Source organism: Chryseobacterium sp. CBo1 (assembly GCF_001693475.1).
GTDB lineage: Bacteria > Bacteroidota > Bacteroidia > Flavobacteriales > Weeksellaceae > Chryseobacterium > Chryseobacterium formosense.
The window spans coordinates 119,044-140,211 of record NZ_MAUH01000005.1 but is presented as its reverse complement, the minus strand read 5'-3'; the positions used below and the strand labels follow the sequence as shown (position 1 = coordinate 140,211).

At 34.5% G+C, this 21,168-nt stretch carries 17 protein-coding genes; 12 read left to right on the top strand and 5 right to left on the bottom strand.

What is annotated here, in order from left to right; translation table 11 throughout:
- The first annotated feature begins 163 nt into the window (after positions 1-163).
- The 5 genes from BA768_RS05275 (at position 164) to BA768_RS05255 (ending at position 7,192) form a co-directional block, all read left to right on the top strand.
- Complete coding sequence (locus BA768_RS05275) at positions 164-538, top strand: helix-turn-helix domain-containing protein (protein ID WP_228388301.1); 375 nt, start codon at positions 164-166, stop codon at positions 536-538.
- Between the two features lie 92 nt (positions 539-630).
- Positions 631-1,941 carry a TolC family protein gene (locus BA768_RS05270; protein ID WP_065719970.1) on the top strand — a complete coding sequence of 437 codons (1,311 nt, stop codon included), beginning with the start codon at positions 631-633 and terminating at the stop codon, positions 1,939-1,941.
- An 18-nt stretch (positions 1,942-1,959) separates the two neighbouring features.
- Entirely contained in the window at positions 1,960-3,078 is a 1,119-nt protein-coding gene (locus tag BA768_RS05265; RefSeq protein WP_065719969.1) for an HlyD family secretion protein, read from the top strand.
- Positions 3,079-3,270: 192 nt separating this feature from the next.
- Entirely contained in the window at positions 3,271-4,860 is a 1,590-nt protein-coding gene (locus BA768_RS05260) for an MFS transporter (RefSeq protein ID WP_083206588.1), read from the top strand.
- A gap of 448 nt (positions 4,861-5,308) precedes the next feature.
- Entirely contained in the window at positions 5,309-7,192 is a 1,884-nt protein-coding gene (locus BA768_RS05255) for a PEP/pyruvate-binding domain-containing protein (RefSeq protein WP_065719968.1), read from the top strand.
- Positions 7,193-7,382: 190 nt separating this feature from the next.
- Here the strand turns inward: BA768_RS05255 and BA768_RS05250 are convergent, their stop codons facing one another.
- From BA768_RS05250 to BA768_RS05235, 4 genes are all read right to left on the bottom strand, one after another.
- The gene (locus BA768_RS05250) at positions 7,383-7,940 is read right to left on the bottom strand and encodes a DUF4956 domain-containing protein (RefSeq protein ID WP_034675607.1); all 558 of its coding nucleotides are present in this window, start codon (positions 7,938-7,940) and stop codon (positions 7,383-7,385) included.
- 157 nt (positions 7,941-8,097) lie between these two features.
- Positions 8,098-9,552 (bottom strand): sigma 54-interacting transcriptional regulator, encoded by a 1,455-nt coding sequence (locus BA768_RS05245; RefSeq protein ID WP_065719977.1) that lies wholly within the window; start codon positions 9,550-9,552, stop codon positions 8,098-8,100.
- 162 nt (positions 9,553-9,714) lie between these two features.
- Positions 9,715-10,854, bottom strand: a complete 1,140-nt coding sequence (locus tag BA768_RS05240; RefSeq protein ID WP_034675611.1) for a vWA domain-containing protein — start codon at positions 10,852-10,854, stop codon at positions 9,715-9,717.
- Between the two features lie 108 nt (positions 10,855-10,962).
- Positions 10,963-12,045 carry a hypothetical protein gene (locus tag BA768_RS05235; protein ID WP_065719967.1) on the bottom strand — a complete coding sequence of 361 codons (1,083 nt, stop codon included), beginning with the start codon at positions 12,043-12,045 and terminating at the stop codon, positions 10,963-10,965.
- An 83-nt stretch (positions 12,046-12,128) separates the two neighbouring features.
- On the opposite strand from BA768_RS05235, the gene BA768_RS05230 reads away from it, so the two are divergent.
- The 6 genes from BA768_RS05230 to BA768_RS05205 all read left to right on the top strand — a co-directional run bounded on the left by BA768_RS05230 (position 12,129) and on the right by BA768_RS05205 (position 17,841).
- A complete protein-coding gene (locus tag BA768_RS05230; protein WP_065719966.1) occupies positions 12,129-12,833 on the top strand; it encodes a class I SAM-dependent methyltransferase in 705 nt (234 codons plus the stop codon).
- A gap of 216 nt (positions 12,834-13,049) precedes the next feature.
- Positions 13,050-13,601, top strand: a complete 552-nt coding sequence (locus tag BA768_RS05225) for a ferritin (protein WP_034675622.1) — start codon at positions 13,050-13,052, stop codon at positions 13,599-13,601.
- Between the two features lie 153 nt (positions 13,602-13,754).
- Complete coding sequence (gene ychF, locus BA768_RS05220; RefSeq protein WP_065719965.1) at positions 13,755-14,846, top strand: redox-regulated ATPase YchF; 1,092 nt, start codon at positions 13,755-13,757, stop codon at positions 14,844-14,846.
- An 85-nt stretch (positions 14,847-14,931) separates the two neighbouring features.
- Complete coding sequence (locus BA768_RS05215; protein WP_065719964.1) at positions 14,932-16,017, top strand: hypothetical protein; 1,086 nt, start codon at positions 14,932-14,934, stop codon at positions 16,015-16,017.
- A 36-nt stretch (positions 16,018-16,053) separates the two neighbouring features.
- Positions 16,054-16,992 (top strand): helix-turn-helix domain-containing protein, encoded by a 939-nt coding sequence (locus BA768_RS05210; protein ID WP_065719963.1) that lies wholly within the window; start codon positions 16,054-16,056, stop codon positions 16,990-16,992.
- 84 nt (positions 16,993-17,076) lie between these two features.
- Positions 17,077-17,841: an SDR family NAD(P)-dependent oxidoreductase gene (locus BA768_RS05205; protein WP_065719976.1), complete on the top strand. Its 765-nt coding sequence runs from the start codon at positions 17,077-17,079 to the stop codon at positions 17,839-17,841.
- A gap of 80 nt (positions 17,842-17,921) precedes the next feature.
- On the opposite strand, the gene BA768_RS05200 is transcribed toward BA768_RS05205, so the two are convergent.
- On the bottom strand, positions 17,922-19,070 hold the full coding sequence (locus BA768_RS05200) for a methionine aminotransferase (RefSeq protein WP_065719962.1): 1,149 nt from the start codon (positions 19,068-19,070) through the stop codon (positions 17,922-17,924).
- Between the two features lie 172 nt (positions 19,071-19,242).
- Between BA768_RS05200 and BA768_RS05195 the strand changes: the two genes are divergently transcribed.
- The gene (locus BA768_RS05195) at positions 19,243-21,126 is read left to right on the top strand and encodes a DNA topoisomerase IV subunit B (protein ID WP_034675636.1); all 1,884 of its coding nucleotides are present in this window, start codon (positions 19,243-19,245) and stop codon (positions 21,124-21,126) included.
- The last annotated feature ends 42 nt before the right edge of the window (positions 21,127-21,168 follow it).

Here is a 21,168-nt window from a genome sequence, read left to right as displayed (position 1 = left end):
CCAAACGAAGAATAGCAATGGAGCTTAGAGATATGATAACGGCCATTCTAATTATATTTGCAGGAGGAGACCCAGCCAAAGTTTTCAAAACATAAAAAATGGTCGGAATTTCTTCCGACCATGACTAATTGTAGAGCATCTTTTTTCTGTTTTTTGCTATCAGATGGCGGGAATTATCTCTAAGGAAGACACCAGTGCGATGAATCAGATGTCGAGACAGGAAGAAATTGTTTTTTTATTCCTTAGCGATTTGTCAAACCACCATCTTAATAACCGCAATATAGAGTTTTACGCAGAACGGCAGTCGATGACAACCAGACATCTTTCATCGGTCGTAAAAGCAGTTACAGGAAAGACTGCAAGTGAGATTATTGCTTCGATAGTAGTCAATGAAGCTAAAGTCTATTTAAATTCTTCTAAAATGCCTGTTTCAGAGATTTCTGTAGTTCTCGGATTTAGCGACCAATATTCATTTTCGCACTTTTTTAAGAAACATTTGGGGATGAGTCCGAGTCAGTACAGACAACAATATCAATAAGGGAATCCTACATCTGAACATCTTTTTCCAAAATTCAAACATTTGTTTGACTTTGTGCTTGCCATAACTTTGCATCTGTAAAACAAGGTAAAATGGTTAAGAACATAAAAACAGCACTATCAGTTTTGATCGGTATCTTTCCTGCGCTATTTTTTTCACAAGAAATAAAAGAGATGACTGCAAAAGATGTTGCAGAACTGGCTGTAGAAAATCATCAGCAACTGAAAGTTTCTGCTCAGAATATTGATATTGCAAAGCAAAATATCAACGTTGCAAAACTTCAGAAATTACCAGTCATCACAGCTTCTATGAGTCAGTTTTATTTAGGTGATATGGTGGCAATCGACAAAGATTTTTCAAATTCTACTAATATAACGATGCCTCACTATGGAAGTTCTTATGGTATTCAGGCAACTCAGTTGATTTTTAAAGGTGGTTTGGTAAACAAATCGATCGAATTGGCCGGACTTCGTGAGCAACTTTCTAAACTGGATTTAGAAAAGAATAAACAGGATGTAAAATTTTTAGTAATTTCTAATTATTTGGATGTTTATAAAATGATTAACCAGCAGGAAGTTTTTCAAAACAATAAAAGGCTTGCTCAGGAAAGGCTGAAAAACATTCAGAAATTTTATCAGCAGGGAATGATTACCCGAAATGAAATAATTCGTGGTGAACTTGCCATCAAAAATCTGGATCAGGGGATTTTAACTTTAAAAAACAATCGGAAAATTCTTAATTATAATTTGAACATTGCTTTAGGTTTAAATTCTGAGACCGAGATCATTCCTGTAGAAAGTTTAGAGAATAAAGAATCAGGAATCGGGATAGATTATTATTTCGATCTTGCTTATCAGAGCAGTCCTTCAATTAAATCTGCAAAAACGAATATTGATGTTGCAGACAAAAATATTGAAATTATAAAAACCGATAAAATGCCCACGCTTGCCGGTTTCGGAGGCTATACTCTACAAAGACCGATCACCACCAGAAATCCTGTTTTGGATATGTATGCAGGAGGTTGGCAAACCGGAATCTCTTTGAGTTATAATATTGATAATTTATTCAAAACCAAAGAAAGGGTAAAGCTTGGTGAAATTCAGAAAAACCAGGCAACGGAAACCCTGACTTTAGCCCAACAGAATATCAGCATGGGTGTAAATGCAGCGTATGTGAAATATCAGGAATCTATACAACAGGCTGAAATTCTTAATGATGCTAAAAGATTGGCAGAAGAAAACTATAAGATTACGGAAGCTAAATATTTGAATCAATTGGCGGTACAGGCAGAAATGATCGATGCGCAGAACCAAAAACTACAGTCTGAATTAGATTATGCCAACGCAGAAATCAATGTGCTTTATCAATACTACAATCTTTTGAAATCTACAGGAACGCTTTAATTTTTATAACCGAAAACAATGGAAAACAAGGAACAAAATACATCATCTGCACCTGCACAATCTGCTGTTGCAGCAAAAAAGAAAGAAAATAAGAGAAATAAAATCAGAGCTATCATTTCAAATATTGTTGTATTTCTGGCGATAGGATTTGGTTTGTACTGGCTCGTTAGCGAATACTTTCATGTAGGAGACAAAACCTATACTGAAGCAGCTCAGGTTGAAGAATTTATCAATCCGATCAACACAAGAGTTTCTGCATATATTAAAGAAATAAGATTTATTGAGCATCAAAAAGTAAAAAAAGGAGACACTTTAGTCATTCTTGACGATCGTGAAATTTTAACACAATTGGGTCAGGCTGAAGCAGCTTATCAAAATGCTTTGGCGCAAAGAACGGCTACAAGTTCATCCGTTAATACAGTTTCAAATAACGTGAGCGTGATGGAAGCAAATATTGCAGGAGCAAAAGCCAGACTCTGGAATGCTGAACAAAATTTAAGCCGATATAAAAATCTATTGGCTTCTGAGGCAGTTACCAGACAGCAATATGATCAGGTAAAAACTGAATATGATGCACAAAAAGCGGCTTACGAAGCTTTTGCTAATCAAAAACAATCGGCAAATCTTTCTACAACAGAAGTTAAAAGTAAATTGGGAATTAATGATGCCGAAATTAAAAGAACGAAATCAGCTTTGGAAATGGCTAAAATCAACCTTTCTTATACAGTAATTACCGCACCTTATGATGGAATTATGGGAAGAAGAACGATTTCTGAAGGACAATTGATTCAGCCCGGTCAACAGGTGGCAACCATTGTTTTGAACGGACAGAAGTGGGTTACCGCCAACTTTTTAGAAAGCCAGATGCCGAATATTAAGTTAGGAGAAAAAATAATGATGAGTGCCGATGCTTTGGGCGGACAAAAATTTGAAGGTGTTGTAACGGCAATTTCTGCGGCAACAGGCTCAAAATATTCAAACGTTCCGACCGATAATTCTACAGGTAATTTCATCAAAGTTCAGCAAAGAATTCCGGTAAGAATAGAGTTTACAAATTCCAATAAAAAAGAAAATGTAGATCAGCTAAGTGCAGGAATGAATATGAATGTTTCTATTAAAGAGCCAGGTAAAAAGTAAAAAGAATCAAGTAAAAAGAATTAAGTAAAAGGGAAGCGAGTAAAGTAAAAAAGAAAAACGACTCAGTGGTTCAACAACAGTAGCCGTAGATGTAACCTATGGAAAAAAATATAAAACGTGATAAAAGAAGCACGAAGTGGTTTAAAAAACTTGGCTCTTTTTACTTTTTACTTGGCTCTTAAAAACAAAATTATGTACAACAAAGGATTATTCAACGACTGGGTTCCGAAACCCGTTCAGCTTTTAATGATCATTTTACTGGTCATTGTGGTTTTGCCTTTGGGCGGAGTCTACACCGGAAATATCAGTTTTATGGTGGGTGGTACAGGTGAACTTTCAGAATATTTTATGTTTGCCAATTATGCAACTACAATCGGGATGGGAGCTTCTATGCCAATTGTTCTCAGAATGAAAATGAGATTTAAGGTTCGTAATAAAATGGTTCTGTTATTGGTTTTATTGGCATTACTCAATTGGGTGAATGCTACGACACTCAATCCTTTAGTCATTGTTGCAGTTTCATTGATTATAGGATTTCTGAAAATGATAGTTGCCATTGAGCTTTTTTTACCACTGATGATGATGATTGGGGATCGTGGAGTTTTTTATGGAGTTTTTTATACGGCGGTTTTAACGTTGACTCAGTTTTCAAGCTATTACGCTGTGAAAGTATCTATTATATATAATTGGCAGCAGTTTTTTATCATTATTGCAATCCTGTGTTTCATAATGGCACTTTTGTGCTGGGTTTTGATGCACGATAAATATTTTTCTCTAAAAGTTCCTTTGCATTATATCGATTGGATGAGTATTATCCTTTTTACGACAACATTTATGTTTTCAGCTTATGTTTTGGCATTTGGCAAACAGCAGGACTGGCTGAATTCAACTAAAATTATCAATTCAGGCATTGTGGCATTGGTAAGTTTTGCACTACTGATCGTGCGCCAGTATACTTTAAAAAGACCCTATCTATCTCTGAAGGTATTTTCAAAAAGTAATGTTCTGAACGGCATGTTTATGCTCTTCTGGTTGGGGATGTTTTTAGGAACGGCATCTATACAGAATATTTTTGCGGTGGGTGTTTTAGGATACGATCAGCTGACCAATGCAAAACTGAATTTACTCATGATTCCCGGATTGGTTGCAGCAGGAATTACTGCCGTCTTCTGGTTCAAAAAACAAAAACCGGTGAAGATGTTTATATTTTCAGGATTTTCTGCAATGATAGGATATGCTTTGGTTATGTATTTCTCGATGGTTGTAGAATTTAATTACGAAAATTGGTACTTACCGATGTTTCTGAAAGGTTTCGGTATGGGGTCTTTATTTATCGCTGTATGGTTTTATACGTTAGATAAACTGGAGCTCAACGATATGTTGGCTGCAATAGGGTTGGTGCTGGTTTGGAGAACTTTTCTTACAGTAGGTATTTTCTCGGCATTATTGTCATGGTTTCAGTATCAGTTTCAGATTATAAGTCTAGGTGATTTGGCGGTTTATATAGACGGAATGACGGTTTCTTCACAAAATGTAATGGCAAATATGAAAACAATCCAGCTAAACGCCATTCTCGCAGCCAATAAAAAAATATTCGGATACATCGTCATGATCGGTTTTGGCGTTTTGATTTATGTTTTAACCCATCATTTCGGGATAAAAAGATTTCAATATTTAAGGTTTGTTAGAGTGTTAAGTGGTAAATCCATCATCGCAAAAAGAAGAATAAGAGAAAGGAAAATTGCTGAAGAAATAAAAGATGCAGCTGGATCTGCGATGTAAGAGATACCTTGTTTTCACGTGCAAAGTCCTGTTTTATTCGTAAAATAGGGCTTTGCTTTTTTTAGGAGCTATTTCCAGCTATCCACTATATCTTTTGTTCCGCTCCGCTTCACAAAAGGATGTCGTTTCTATCTGGGCTAGGAAATCAGGCATTCTTTTAACTGAAAGAGAACACAACAAAATAACGCTTCATGAAACCACCCCGTCTTCTCCATTCTGTCGAATCCACCCCTCCAAAGGAGGGGAATTCTATTCAGGTATTGAAAAATTTACTTCAAGATTGAAAAGTAAGAATTATCTTTCCGGAAAGATATTTATACACTTATTTGAAACTTTCCGCTTCAAGGAAATTTTAAACCGATCATTTTGTAAATAAAATGCACCCGTTTATCACTATTTGCCAAATTCAGGATATTGTCTACATTTGTGGGGTAATCTTCACAAAGACATGAAAAATATATTCTTATTCTTATTTCTTAGCATTTCACTTTTATCTTATTCACAGGACAATTATGTGCATTCCATCACCAAAAAACAGCAGTTCCTGAATCTTGCCGGAAAACCGCTTACCGACAAATTTACCAATATGAAATCGGTAAAAGTAGTGTATGATTACAACAGCAAAAAAATGTACTTTTTCAACAGTACAAAATACACCTATCATTACGAATTTTGCGTTGAAGTTTTAGGATATGCTCAAGATAATGGCGAGTTCAACAAACGTTCTTACAACCCAACCAATAGTAGAGATTACCTTCTTGCTAATATTAATTATCTTGAAGATTCAGATGATTGGGTGATGGAGCTTGCTGCTTCCGACGAAATGAATGCAGGACTCATTAATTTCTTTTATAAAGAAGTCAGCAAAAATGTTTTTTTTAAAGATAAGCTTAAATTTTATCTGAATTCTCCTCATGTCATTGTTTTAAACTCAAAAAATCAACTAAAAATTCCTACAGTTTTTTCGGATTTTATCTTTAAAAGAATTACCGAACAGTCAATAGAAAATGCTAACAATGTGGGGATTCTTAAAAAATATGATTTACAGAAGAAGGAAGATTTTAATCCTAAATCAGATGAAATCATCATCATCAATACCACTCCTGAATTTATCCCAACCGTAAAAGGAATTATCATTACTGAACTTCAGACCCCCTTAAGTCATTTGGTTTTACTGGCAAAAAACAGAAATATTCCGGTGTATGTCGATACGAAAGTTTGGGATAAGCAATCGGTGAATAATCTTTTAGGAAAAAAAGTTGAGCTGATTACGAAAGAAAATTCATATTCATTAAAAGCATCACAGAAGCCGATTGTAACGAAAAAAGCAGTGAAGGAAATTATTTTGCAAAAAGATCTATCGGTAACTGATCTAATAGATTTAGAAAAAGCAACACCATTAAATATTGTTCATTCAATCGGCTCAAAAGCAACAAACCTCGGACTTTTAAAACAGATTCAGAAAGAAATGAAATCCTTTAAAACGCCTGAATATGCTTTTGCAATTCCTTTTTATTATTTTGACCAGCATATTAAAGAAAACAATTTTCAGGATAAAATCAATGCTTTGTATGCGATTCCTAAAGACTCCGTAAAACTTTTAGAGAAAGAACTGAAAGCTTTTAGAAAAACAGTTAAAAATTCGAAGGTAAATCCTGAGCTTTTGAAAAAGATCGAAGAAAAGCTGAATGTACAAACTGATTTTAAAAACTTCAGATTCCGTTCTTCAACCAATGCCGAAGATATGGAAGGCTTCAACGGAGCCGGGTTGTATGATTCTAAAACAGGTATCATCGGTGATGCCGATAAAACGATAGAAAAAGCTATTTTGGATGTGTGGTCAAGCTTCTGGAATTTCCGTGCGTTTCAGGAAAGAGATTTGTTTGGAATCAATCATGAAAGCTGCGCAATGGGAGTTTTGGTACACCGTTCTTTCCCTGATGAAAAAGCAAATGGCGTTTTGGTGACAAGAAATTTATACCGTGACAAGTATGCAGGAATTACCGTCAATGTTCAGCTGGGTGAAGAATCCGTTGTAAAACCAGAACCTGGAGTAACCTGCGATGAATTTTACTGTCACAATTTCAATTTTTTAGGATCTTTTGTGGTTGATTACCGTTCGACATCGAGCCTTAACAAAGGAAAGCCGATCCTTAGCGAAACCGAAATCAGAAAACTGTTTGATATTTCTCCGGTTTTGGAGCGTAAAATGTATCTGCTTTGGCAGAAAAGAAAAATGGCTAAGAAAAATTATCCTTTGGATATAGAATTTAAATATTTAGGAGAGCAGAAGCAATTGTATATTAAGCAGGCAAGAGCTTATATGGATTGATTTTGGTTAAATATCTCTCACAGATTTGGCTGATTTCGCAGATAATTCTTTTTTCTAATCTGCGTAATCTCCTAAATCAGCGAGAGACTTTTTATTAAAAGTGTGTTTGTCATTCCATAGGAATCCAAATCTTGAGATTACTACAGAATGACAAATTTTATGATTACATTAAATTCTTAATAACAAAATTCTAATGCGAAACTTTTAAAATCACAATATTATCATTCAGGTTAATACTTTTAATATTATAACTGAAATTTTTAAGCTTGGTTTTTTCAGTAAGAACCCTCTTTCGCTCTGATTCTTCCAGCTGAAGAAAATCTAAAGAAGAAATAACCTCAATCGAACTTTTCTCGGAAACAATAGGTGATTTTTTCTCGAAGTAATTTAACACCAAATAAATTACAACAATCGAAATATTAATTCCTAAAAGAATTTCAAGATTTTTAATGGGTAAAAGTCCGTCTAAGAGGGAAAGTGTAATCGAAACAAATAGGAAAACAATCGTCTGAATGGTAAAAGTTTCCGTTCTGAAACGGAGAATCGAAAAGATAGCAAAAAGCCCGAAACCTACACCAAGACTGTATTCTGCTTTTGTAAAAACCAGACACATAAAAAACGTACAAACACTGATTAATCCCAAAAGCGGATGCAATCGGATGTTACGGTTCCTGTTTGAAAAATAATAAAGGGTGAAAATCGATAGGCAAAGTATCGCTAAGCGTTCAAAAAGTTCCTGTAGTTCCAAAATTGTGCTTTAATTTCTGACAAATATACAATTTAGAATGAATCAATGATCGTAAATGTTTTTCATTTTTAAATAAATATAGCGCTCCTACGGAGCGCCATACATCTTAATATATTATAGGTCTACACACATATTGCTCCTACGGAGCAAAATAAAATTAATTCCTAAACAGCTGTCTTACATCTGCAGAATCAAAAGTGAAATTTGCGCTGTTTTCAGATTTATCTAATTTTTTGCTAATCGTCAAAGCCCAAAGAACCAATTCTTTTAAGAAGTTTTTATCATCATCACTGTAATCAGATGCATTTTCTTCCACAACGGTTGTCAATGGCGCGGTTTTATCCAGTTTTGCATAGAATTGTTCGTCGGTATCTCCATAATTTAACTCCAGCTGATTTTTATTAAACCATTGAATCAAATCGGTGTAAGGAGTTTTAATTCCTTCTTTCTCCAGTTTTGAAATGCGAGGAAAAATACTTTCAAACTGATTCATAACAGCTTTGTCAATCAGAATTTTCGCTACGTAATCTGCACCTTCCTGTTCGCCTTCATACACCAATTCGATTTTTCCGGTAATCGATGGAATAATCGACATAAAATCTAGCAATCGGACAGAAGTCTTTTCAGCTCCGGTTTCTATTAAACGTAATTTAGCAGCTGCAACAAGGTTTTCCATCGCACTGATGGTTAATCTTGCACTCACTCCGCTTTTTTCATCAACATATTCGCTGTCACGCGCTGCAAAAGCTACTTCTTCTAAAAGATTTTTAGCCAAATCAGGAATCTGAATCTGAGCTTTGTCTTCATCAGAGATCAAAGCCTCTTGCTCTGTAATCTGTCTTGCCAGAGCAATCGATTTCGGATAATGCGTAAAAATCTGAGACCCGATTCTGTCTTTTAAAGGGGTTACAATACTTCCTCTGTTGGTATAATCTTCAGGATTTGCCGTAAATACAAACTGAATATCCAAAGGCATTCTCAATTGGAAACCACGAATCTGAATGTCTCCTTCCTGTAAAATATTAAACAAAGAAACCTGAATTCTCGCCTGCAAATCGGGTAATTCATTCAGAACAAAAATCGAACGGTTCGCTCTCGGAATCATGCCGTAATGCAAAACTCTTTCGTCTGAATAAGGTAATTTTAAAGTGGCTGCTTTGATGGGGTCGATATCACCAATCAAATCCGCAACATTCACATCAGGAGTTGCCAGTTTTTCAAAGAACCTTTCAGAACGATGAACCCATGAGATAGGAGTTTCATCTCCCAATTCAGCAATTAAATCTCTTGCAAACTTTGAAATCGGTTGAAACGGACTGTCGTTGATTTCAGAGTCTTTCACAATCGGCATATATTCGTCTAAAAGACTGATCATGCTTCTTGCGATTCTCGTTTTTGCCTGACCGCGCAAACCTAAAAGATTGATATGGTGACCTGCCAAAATTGCTTTTTTTAATTGAGGAATCACGGTGTCTTCGTAGCCCCATAATCCTTCGAAAACAGGTTCTTTCGCTTTGATCTTTGCAATTAAGTTCCCCTGAATTTCCTGACTGATTGTTTTATCGGTATATCCTGAATTTTTTAATTCTTTAAATGTTGTATCGTTTTTCATTTTTGTAATGATGTAATTATTCTTTATGTTTTTAACCCAAGGTTCGCAAAGATTTTTTTGAAATACTTTATGCATATTTTTTCGTTCGCAAAGGCGTTTCACTCAGCAAAGGCAATATTAACTCGGCTCACTTGTTTCTTTTAACTTTTTCCTTGGCTCTTCTCAAATCCTTTTAATCCTATTTTTCTCGTAATCTTCAAAAATCATCTGTCCCAAACCTGAAAGTCCGGTTAAGAAAGCTTTTCCTTTGTTTTGAGCGGTAAATGCATTCACAAACTGGCGTAAATATGGGTCTTGTGCAATCATAAAGGTCGTAATCGGAATTTTCAGCTTTCTCGCCTGTGCTGCTCTGTTAAGGCATTCTGAAACAATTCTTTCATCCAAACCAACACTGTTCATGTAGTATTCACCGTTGGGAAGTTTCAGGCAGCTTGGTTTTCCGTCGGTAATCATGAAAATCTGCTTGTTGGTATTTCTTTTTCTGCGGAGTATATCCATCGCAAGCTCAAGTCCTGCAACGGTATTGGTGTGATAAGGTCCGACTTGCAGATAAGGCAAATCCTTGATTTTGATTGGCCACGCTTCATTTCCGAAAACAATAATGTCGATAGAATCTTTCGGATATTTTCGCTTAATTAATTCCACCAAAGCCATTGCTACTTTTTTGGCAGGAGTAATTCGGTCTTCGCCATACAAAATCATCGAGTGGCTGATGTCGATCATCAAAACCGTACTCATCTGAGCTTTATGTTTGGTTTCTTCTACAATGAGGTCGTCTTCGGTCATTCTGAGATCAGAAATACCATTGTTGATTTGGGCATTTTTCAGACTTTCGGTCATATTTACCGTTGATAAATCATCGCCGTATTGAAAGTTTCGGTTTTCGCCGTCACGCTCGTCTCCGATTCCGGTTTTTGAGGTTCTGTGATTTCCGATTCCGCTTTTTTTCAGCTTTCCGAAGATTTGGTCTAAAGCATATTCACGAAGCGCTGCTTCCAGTTTTGCAGTGAGAATATTTTTGCCTTTTCCGGTTCCTGAATTTCCGTCTTCAGGATCCTCTTCTTTAATATATCCTCGTTTTTTCAGGTCTTCTTCAAAATCTTCAAGCGTATATTCATCACTGAAAATATCGTATTCTTTGTCGAGCATATCGAGCCACTCAAAAGCTTCCTCAATATCTCCTGAAGTATGCGTTAAAAGATCTTTGAAAACATCGAAAACCCTGTCAAAATGCGAAATCTCTTCGGGAATATGTTTGCTGAAAGTAAAGCCTTGATGAAAATTAAAATCTTTATTTGTCATTAGGTTGTTCTACTGTTTTGAAGAGACAAGTTAGGGAAATATTGTAAGAAGATTGGGTTTAAAAAAATAGAAAATTTTGATGATGATAATAGTAATAATTGAACATTGTTATTCAATTTCGTAAATAGCCTCGTCTGATAATTTAGGATTTCCATCTAAATCAAAACTAATTGACCTATTTAAATTGAATTTTAAATTAAGCCAAGACAAATCAGCTTTTAGAAATATTTCTTTTATAATTTTTTTACATTTTTTAATTTCCCTTTTATCTTGTAAAAAGTCCTTAAAACCAATAACGTTTTCCCATCTAGGTTTATCATAATTCGCTACGAAAATCTTTTTTAAATTTCCTTTTTTGGCAAATTCAAGATAATAAGTTTCAAAACAATTTATTTTGTAAGGATTTAAATTTTTATTTTGAATAAAGGTGTTTAAATAGTTATCAACTGTATCTTTTTTTAACTTCAAATATTCACGATAAGGTTTATATTTCTGCCAAATTTCAATTTGCTTTTTAGAGAGTTTAAGCATCATTCTATATCCGTCGTTAGAGTAATTTTTTCCAGAAGGAAGATTACTTTCAAAATTTTTATAGATTGAATCTAATTTTAGTTGATTTTGAACAAAACGAATATTTTCGGCAATAATTTTTACAGTTTGCTTTTCTTCGTTTTGGTGCAGAGGACAATTGTATTGCTGTTTTTGTAGGTTGTTTAAGATTTTAAACTGAAAATTAATTTGATTGCAATGCAAATAGTTTCTATTCCAATTTTCAATAAGAGAATCTGTTGGCAAATTAATCTGATTAGTTTGTATTAATTTGTCAATTACTTCTTTCGTTTTCTTTTGTTTCAAAGGATATTTTTGAAAAAATTCAACAGTGTTTTTTAATTTATTTCTATCTCTTCTAGAATAATTATATTGTGTAGTTTTATTAAGAATGTAACCGAAGTATTTATTGTCTTTGCTTTTAGCTAATTCAATTATTTGGCCTGGAAATAAAATTCTTACATTAACTAAATCTTCAGATTTTTCAATCGGTAAAACATTATAAATGGTTCTATTTTTTTCTTCAAAGCTTAGTTTTTGATCAGACTTTTCATTTTTTCTAAATTGTAAACCATTCTCTAATTTTTGACTTTGAAAAATCAAACTATGAAATAATAAAGTTAATAGTATTATTTTTGACATGGTATTAATTACGTTTTCTTATCAAATATAATAAAAGATATAAGAAAATTGAAACACTTATCTTTGCACCCACAATTACCACTATGAAAGACTTAATGGGACGCGCCATCTGGGATTATTTTCACAACGAAAATCCTGAAGATTTGCAGACTGAAACTTCTATTTCCGAGCTGGATGAACTTCCGGTAGACTATCTCTTCAGAGATTTTGAAGAGATGAATAAAATTGAAAAGAAAGCTTTAAAATTATCTTCGGGAAGAGTTTTGGATATTGGTGCAGGAGCGGGTTCTCATTCGTTGTATCTTCAGAATGAAAGAAATTTAGATGTGACCGCTTTAGATATTTCGCCGAAGTCAATCGAGGTTTGTAAACTAAGAGGAATTCAAAAAGCTGTTGCCCAGAATATGCTTGAATTTTCCGGAGAAACTTTCGATACAATTCTTCTATTAATGAACGGGACAGGAATTTTTCAAAGCCTGAAAGTCATCGATATTTATTTGAAGAAACTTCATTCATTATTAAATAAAAACGGACAAGTCTTAATTGATAGCACGGATATTATGTATATGTTCGACACCGATGAAGATGGCGGAGTGTACATTCCTGCAGAAGGATATTATGGTGAATTAGATTATATCGTGCATTATAAAGGTGAATCCGAAGACCCAATCAAATGGCTGTATCTTGATTTTAATACTTTGAAAAACGCTGCGGAAAATAACGGTTTCAAAATAGAAAAAGTGATTCAGGATGAAGATTCTTATTTGGCTAAACTGACCAAGCAATAATTTGATTTTTTAAATCTAAAAGTCATTATTTTTTATAAAAATAAAAGTCAATTCCGAAGAGGTTTTGGCTTTTTTATTTTAGACTAACTATAAATTATTGTATTAAAATACTGTCTTGCAAATAGTTGTAATAATTAATTTTTAAAAAACTATAAAAAAACTTTACACGGAATCATTTTTGTATCCTTAATCATAATCACACTAAAATATACAATTATGAATACCAACAGACTTTCACCGAGACTTGAAAAAGCCTTGAGCGATCAGATGAATACAGAAGACCTTCAATCCAGAACATATTTCTCTTATGGAATTTGGGCAGCTGATAAAGGGTACAACGGAATTTCAAACTTTCTTTTCAGACATGCTCAGGAAGAAAGAGATCATGCGGTGAAATTTATGCAATATGTACTGAACAGAGGCGGAAAGCCAACCATTACGGCGCTTCCTGCGCCAAACGATGAACCCCAAAGTCTTACGGAATGTTTTGATCTTGTTTTTAAACATGAAGTAGAAAATACAACAGCGATCTACAAACTGGTTGATATAGCGCTGGAAGAAAAAGATTGGGCATCATGGAATTTCCTTCAGTGGTTCGTAAAAGAACAGATTGAGGAAGAAACTTTTGCCATGGATCTTATCGATAAGCTTAAAATTGCAGGCGGAGACCGAGCGAGTGATGAGTCTCTGTTCACCCTTGATAGAACGCTTGAAAGTGCACCGGATGATGCCGAACTTGCACAAAATGCAACAGGAGCAAACCCATAAACACAGATTCATTAAAAATTATTTCTGAAAATCCGTCAAATCATTGGCGGATTTTTTATTATGAAATACGCCGTAAAATAACTATATTTGCACGCTGAAAGTGAAAGGTAAAACAATCTTACACTTTAAACCTTAAACTTTGAATTTTACAATATGAAATGTGGAATCGTAGGCTTACCAAATGTAGGTAAATCAACTCTTTTTAACTGCTTAAGCAATGCTAAAGCACAGTCAGCGAACTATCCTTTCTGTACGATCGAACCGAACTTAGGAACGGTTTCTGTACCGGATCAGAGATTATTCGAGCTTGAAAAATTGGTAAATCCTGAAAGAGTTTTGCCTGCTGTTGTAGAGATTGTAGATATTGCAGGTCTTGTAAAAGGAGCAAGTAAAGGAGAAGGTTTAGGGAATCAATTCTTAGCAAATATTCGTGAGTGTGAAGCGATTATTCATGTTTTAAGATGTTTTGATAATGGAAATATCGTTCACGTTGAAGGTTCGGTTGATCCAATGAGAGATAAAGAAATTATCGACATCGAACTTCAGTTGAAAGATTTGGAAACAGTTGGTAAAGCTGTTGAAAAAGCAAAGAAGTTCATCAAATCAGGAAAGAAAGAAGATATTTTGACGTATGAAACGCTTCAGGGTCTTCAGAAACACCTCGAAGATGGTAGAAATGCAAGAGAATTTGCAATAAATGATTTAACGGAATCAATTATCGGAGAAGTTCAGTTGTTGACCAACAAACCGGTTCTTTACGTTTGTAATGTAGATGAAAATTCTATTAAGAACGGAAATGAATGGATTGCTAAAATTGAAGAGATGGCAAAAGCTGAAGGTGCTGAAATTGTAGTTTTGGCAGCTCAGATAGAAGCGGATATCAACGAATTGGAGACTTACGAAGAAAGAGAAATTTTCCTTGACGAATTAGGTCTTACAGAACCTGGAGTAAACCGTCTGATCAGAAAAGCTTATGATTTATTAAAGCTTCAGACCTATTTTACAGCAGGTGTAAAAGAAGTAAGAGCCTGGACAATCGGACAAGGTTGGACTGCTCCTCAAGCTGCAGGAGTGATTCATACCGATTTTGAGAAAGGTTTCATCCGTGCAGAAGTGATCAAATATAATGATTATGTGACGTATGGTTCGGAATCAAAAGTTAAAGAAGCCGGAAAGCTTTCTGTTGAAGGAAAAGAATACATCGTTCAGGACGGCGATGTGATGCACTTCAGATTTAATGTTTAAAAATATTAAAAGTTAGTTATATAGTATTTTAAATGCGCTTCCATGAATTTGGGAGCGTTTTTTTATATATTAGTAAAAATATTTTATGAGATATTTATTTTTCTTGTTTCTTATTTTTTCATGTTCAAAAAGTGTTGAAGATAGGTGTTTTCTTCAGGAGGATGAACTCCATTTTGATTCTTATAAACAGCCTAAAGCTTTTACGGTCAACGAAATTTTACAAAACAAACCGGACTATCTTGAGATTGTTGATTTAAAAAATTTCAGAAGCTTTAAACAAGATAGTCTGGAAGCTGAAAATTTATATAACACACTTGAAAAAAACGAAAAATACTGGAAAGATCAGAAAACTTTATTTGCCGATTTTGAGGAAAAATTTTTAGGACAATTTCTTTATTCATTTAAGCACACTGAAAACGATGTAAAATATGCTTTGGGTAGAAACGGATTGGGATATTGGCTTTTAGAAATTAAAAACGACAAACCTTCTGCTTATTTTCTAGGGTTAAGTTTCAGTCATTATCAATTTAATAAATTACAACAGAATCCAATTGTTAAAGATGGCAGTTTTCAGCTTGAAGGAAGCTTTGTTAAAATCATAAAAGTTCCGGGATTACCGGGATATGATGATTATTCTGCTATTGAAGATGGAAAATTATTTAAAATTAAATTGGAAGATTTAAAGAAAGATTCAGATGATGATGGCTACACAGATATTTTTGAGAACTGTTTTGGTTTAAATCCTAACAATAAAGATACAGATGGAGACGGGATTAATGATTTTGAAGACTATAATCCACTTTTTAAATCTGAGAAAAATAAATTTACAGCTTTGTATGAAAGTTTGGTCAATAAGCCATTAGGTGGAATAAGAGAAAATCTAAATAAAATGGATTATTTCATTATGCCTTTTCAGAGTGATTGCGATTATTTTCAAAGGATTAATCTGGAAGCGAAAGTCCTGATCTTTCCGGAAGATAAAGAGAAGCAACCTTATTATGTAAGAGTTACAGATGTTTTTAATGGAGGTTATTCTAAGATTAAAAAAGACAAAAATAATCCTAATGTATTCTATATATTTGAATCGGGAGGTGGAGGAACGACGGATTATAGGGTTGAATTTAAAAATGGAAAATGGGTTTTTGAAAATGTTGGAGGAACGATTTCGTAAGATATTCCTATATTTGAATTATACAAATTCCGCATTATGGAAAAACTCGCTCACGCTTCTTTGGAAGATTTTTATCTTGAAATGACTCAGAGATTGGGAAAAGATATGGAAAGTATCTTTCCGAAAGGTCTTCACAAAGACATTGGCCATTTCAATGTTTTTGATATTGCGCAGACAATTGCGACGGTGAAGAAAACCTGTGAAATGCCTTACAACAGAAGGAAGTATTATAAAATAAGCTTAATTCGTGGCAAGAACAGAGCAGAATATGCAGATAAAATAATTTCGATAAAAAAGAATGCGTTGTTATTTGCAACACCCAAAGTTCCTTATCATTATGTTCCTGAAGACGATCGCCAATCTGGGAATTTCTGTGTATTTACTGCAGATTTTTTCACTAAAAACTCTTCGCAGAATATTTTGGAAGATTTGCCTTTGTTTCAGCCGGGTACGATTCCGATTTTTGAAATCGATGATAAATTAGCAGATGAAATTGATCTGCTTTTTACAAAAATTAAAAAAGAAATCGATTCTGATTATGAATTTAAATATGACCTAATTAGAAATTATGTTTCAGAATTAATTCATTACGGACAAAAATTACAGCCCGCAGAAAAAGTTCAAAATACTCATAATGCTTCATTAAGAGTGGTTTCATTGTTTATCGAGTTATTAGAAAGACAATTCCCTGTTGAATCTCCGAATCAAAGAATTCAGCTGAAAGTTGCCAATGATTTTGCTGAAAGACTATCAATTCACGTTAATTATTTAAATAAAAACGTAAAAGAAAACACAGGTAAAACCACCACCGAGTTTATTGCAGACCGAATTGTTCAGGAAGCGAAAATTCTTTTAAAGCAAACGAACTGGAATGTCTCTGAAATTTCCTACGCTTTAGGTTTTGAAGAGATAGCCCATTTCTCTAATTTCTTTAAGCGCAAAACTTCATTTACACCAATGGAATTTCGGTCTTGATTTGAATTTTGCAAATTTCAGATTGATTCGGGTAACTCAATTGGTGTGAAATTGGCTGAACTTTGTATCATCAAAAAATCAATTATGGAAAACAGAACAAAAATTGCCCTTGTTACGGGTGGAAGCAGAGGTTTAGGGAAAAACTCTGCGTTGAAAATTGCAGAAAAAGGATTGGATGTCATCATAACGTATAATTCCAACAAAGAAGAAGCAGATAAAACCGTAGCTGAAATTCAGGCTTTAGGAAGAAAAGCAATTGCTTATCAGTTGAATACGAAAGATGTAAAATCCTTTGATGAGTTTGTGAAAAAAGTTGGCGATCATTTAGAAGAAAATACAGGAAGCAGAAATATCGACTTCCTGATCAATAATGCAGGAACAGCCCTGTATGCACCCATAGCAGATGTTACAGAAGAGCAATTGGATGATATGGTCAATATTCATTTCAAAGGAGTTTTCTTCCTGACTCAGAAATTCTTGCCATTTATGAATGATAATGGCGGAATTATTAATCTCTCTTCAGGTTTGGCGAGATTTGCAATGCCGGGTTCGTCAGTTTACGGTTCAATGAAAGCAGCTATCGACCAGCTGAGTAAATATATGGCGAAAGAATTGGGCGCAAGAAAAATTAAGGTAAATGCTGTTGCTCCGGGAGCGATTGAAACTGATTTTGGTGGAGGAAGAACAAGGGATGATGAAAATGTAAATGCAATGGTCGCCAACAACACTGCTTTGGGAAGAGCAGGTTTACCGGATGATATTGGTGGAGTGGTTGCGTTTTTATGTACTGATGATGCGGGTTGGATTACGGCGCAAAGGATTGAAGTTTCCGGCGGAATGTTTTTCTAAGATAACTTATTTCTCTCGCAGATTTAGCAAATTTAGCAGATTTTTATCTGCGTAATCCGCTCAATCTGCGTGAGATCTATTTAAAGCTTTGCCAAATTCTCAATCGCCCTTTCCAGAGTCTCATTCTTCTTCGCAAAACATAATCTGATCACATTTTCATTCAGTTTATCTTTATAAAAAGCAGAAAACGGAATACTCGCAACTTTATGATTGATTGTTAGATATGTTGCAAAATCAAAATCATTTTTATCTGAAATTTTATCATATTTTACTGCCTGAAAATACGTTCCTTCGCAATCGAGAAGCTCAAATGAAGTCTGCGCTAAACCTTGTCTCAGAAAATCTCTTTTTTCCTGAAAAAACTGGTTGAGTTGATTGTAATGCTCATCATTTTTCATGTATTCTGCCAAAGCCATCTGTAGCGGAGTATTCACACAAAAAACATTAAACTGGTGTACTTTTCTGAATTCATCTGTCAAAGATTTTGGAGCCGCACAATATCCTATTTTCCAGCCTGTGATGTGAAATAGTTTTCCGAAAGATGCCACTAAAAGACTTCTTTCCTTTAATTCAGGATATTTGCAGATGCTTAAATGCTGGTTTCCGTCAAAGACAATATTCTCGTAAACTTCATCACTTAAAATTAAAATATTGGTATCCTTTACAATTTTGATTAATTCCTGAATATCGTTTTCCTTCAAAATCTTTCCGGAAGGGTTGTTCGGATTATTCAGAATGAGCATTTTTGTTTTTTCTGAAATTAAATTTCTTACCACATTCCAATCGATTTCATAATCAGGAGCTTTCATCTGGAAGCGTTTTACAATTCCGCCAAAAAGTTCAACAGTCGGTTCGTAGCAATCGTAAGCAGGCTCAAAAATAATCACTTCATCATCTTTCTGAACAAATGTTGCAATTGCTGTAAAAATTGCCTGAGTTCCGCCTGCAGTTATCGTAATTTCAGAATCTGGGTGATAAACTGCGCTGTGACTGTTTTCGATTTTTCTTGCAATTTCTTCTTTTAAACCTATGATTCCGCCTAGAGGAGCATATTGATTGAATCCTTTTTTAATAAAATCATCCGCAAAACTCAGAAGTTCAGGATCAGTTTCAAAATCCGGAAAGCCTTGTGAAAGATTAATTGCCTGATGTTGGTTGGCAAGTTGAGACATTTGGGTAAATATAGTTGTGCCAACATTGGGAAGTTTCGAAGAAGGAAGTTGTATCATTTAAATTCTTTATGAATCTAAATTAAGGCAAATTTTCAAATATTGAGGTTTAAAGAGTGATAAATCTATATTGATATTATTAAAATTTAACTAAAATGTGTATAAATACAAACTAAAAAATTCGGATATTTTTGTTCATTTTCATACTTTTGTATGTTTGCTGAAATAATATATGTCACAAGAAATACAACCTATCTATTCCGAAGATAATATCAGAACCCTAGATTGGCAGGAACATATCCGTTTGCGTCCCGGTATGTACATCGGGAAGCTTGGCGACGGATCGTCTGCTGATGACGGTATTTATATTTTACTGAAAGAAATTCTGGATAACTCGATTGATGAATTCAGAATGAAATCCGGTAAAAGAATTGAAATAAAAGTGGATGACGGAAAAGTCATGATTCGTGACTTTGGTCGTGGAATTCCTTTAGGGAAAGTAGTTGACGCCGTTTCGAAAATGAATACCGGAGGTAAATATGACAGCAAAGCCTTCAAAAAATCGGTTGGACTGAATGGGGTTGGTACAAAAGCCGTAAATGCACTTTCAGATTATTTCCGTGTGCGTTCTTTCCGTGAAGGAAAAATGAAAGTTGCCGAGTTTTCTCGTGGAATTATTACCGAAGAGCACGAAGAGAAGGAAACGTCTGACCGAAACGGAACCGAAATTTTATTTACGCCCGATTCTGAAATTTTCCTGCATTATAAATTCAGAAAAGAGTATATCGAAAGAATGCTCCGCAATTATGCATATCTGAATCCTGGATTAAAGATTATTTTCAACGGCGAAACTTTCTATTCTGAAAACGGACTGAAAGATTTGTTGGAAGAAGAACTGGAAAGTGATGTACTTTATCCGATTGTTCATTTAAAAGATAATGACATTGAAGTGGCGATTACCCATACCGATAAATCGCAGACGGAAACTTATTTCTCATTCGTAAACGGACAAAATACAACGCAGGGTGGAACGCATTTAAATGCTTTCAGAGAAGCTTATGTAAAAACTATACGTGAGTTTTTCAATAAAAACTTCGATGCATCTGATGTAAGAAAATCGATTGTTGCAGCAATTTCAATCAATGTCGAAGAACCGGTTTTCGAATCTCAGACGAAAACCAAATTAGGCTCGAATGATATGGGACCAAACGGACCGACGGTTCGTACGTTTATCATTGATTTCTTAAAAAGTAAATTAGATAACTTCCTTCATAAAAATCCTGAGATTGCAGAAGCGATTCAGAGAAAAATTTTAATTTCCGAGAGAGAAAGAAAAGAACTTTCCGGAATTCAGAAACTGGCGAGAGAAAGAGCGAAGAAAGTTTCGCTTCACAACAAAAAACTTCGTGACTGCAGACAGCATTACAACGACCAAAAGGCTGAAAGAAAAGCTGAAACTCAGATTTTTATTACCGAAGGAGATTCTGCATCAGGTTCGATTACAAAATCGAGGGATGTTGAAACTCAGGCTGTATTTTCTTTAAAAGGTAAGCCTTTGAACTGCTATGGTTTAACCAAAAAAGTGGTTTACGAAAATGAGGAATTCAACTTACTTCAGGCTGCTTTAAATATTGAAGAAAGTCTTGAAGATCTACGATACAATCAGGTAATTATTGCAACCGATGCCGATGTCGACGGAATGCACATCAGACTTTTGATGATTACGTTCTTCCTTCAGTTTTTTCCGGATGTGATTAAAAACGGACATTTATTTATTCTTCAGACTCCGTTATTCAGAGTTAGAAATAAAAAAGAAACGAGATATTGTTATTCTGAGCAAGAAAGGGTGAAAGCTTTAAATGAATTAGGTAAAAATCCTGAAATCACCCGATTTAAAGGATTAGGTGAAATTTCTCCTGATGAATTTAAGCACTTTATAGGAAAAGATATCCGACTTGAACCTGTTGTTCTTGGAAAAGACCAGACTATCGAACAGCTTCTGGAATTTTACATGGGCAAAAATACACCCGACCGACAGGTTTTTATCCTCGAAAACCTTGTAGTAGAAGATCCTGATATTAATAAGAAAGAAATTTTAGATGAAGTTGAATCTTAGAAAATAATAAAAACACAACCATAAACACAGCACAAATTTAAA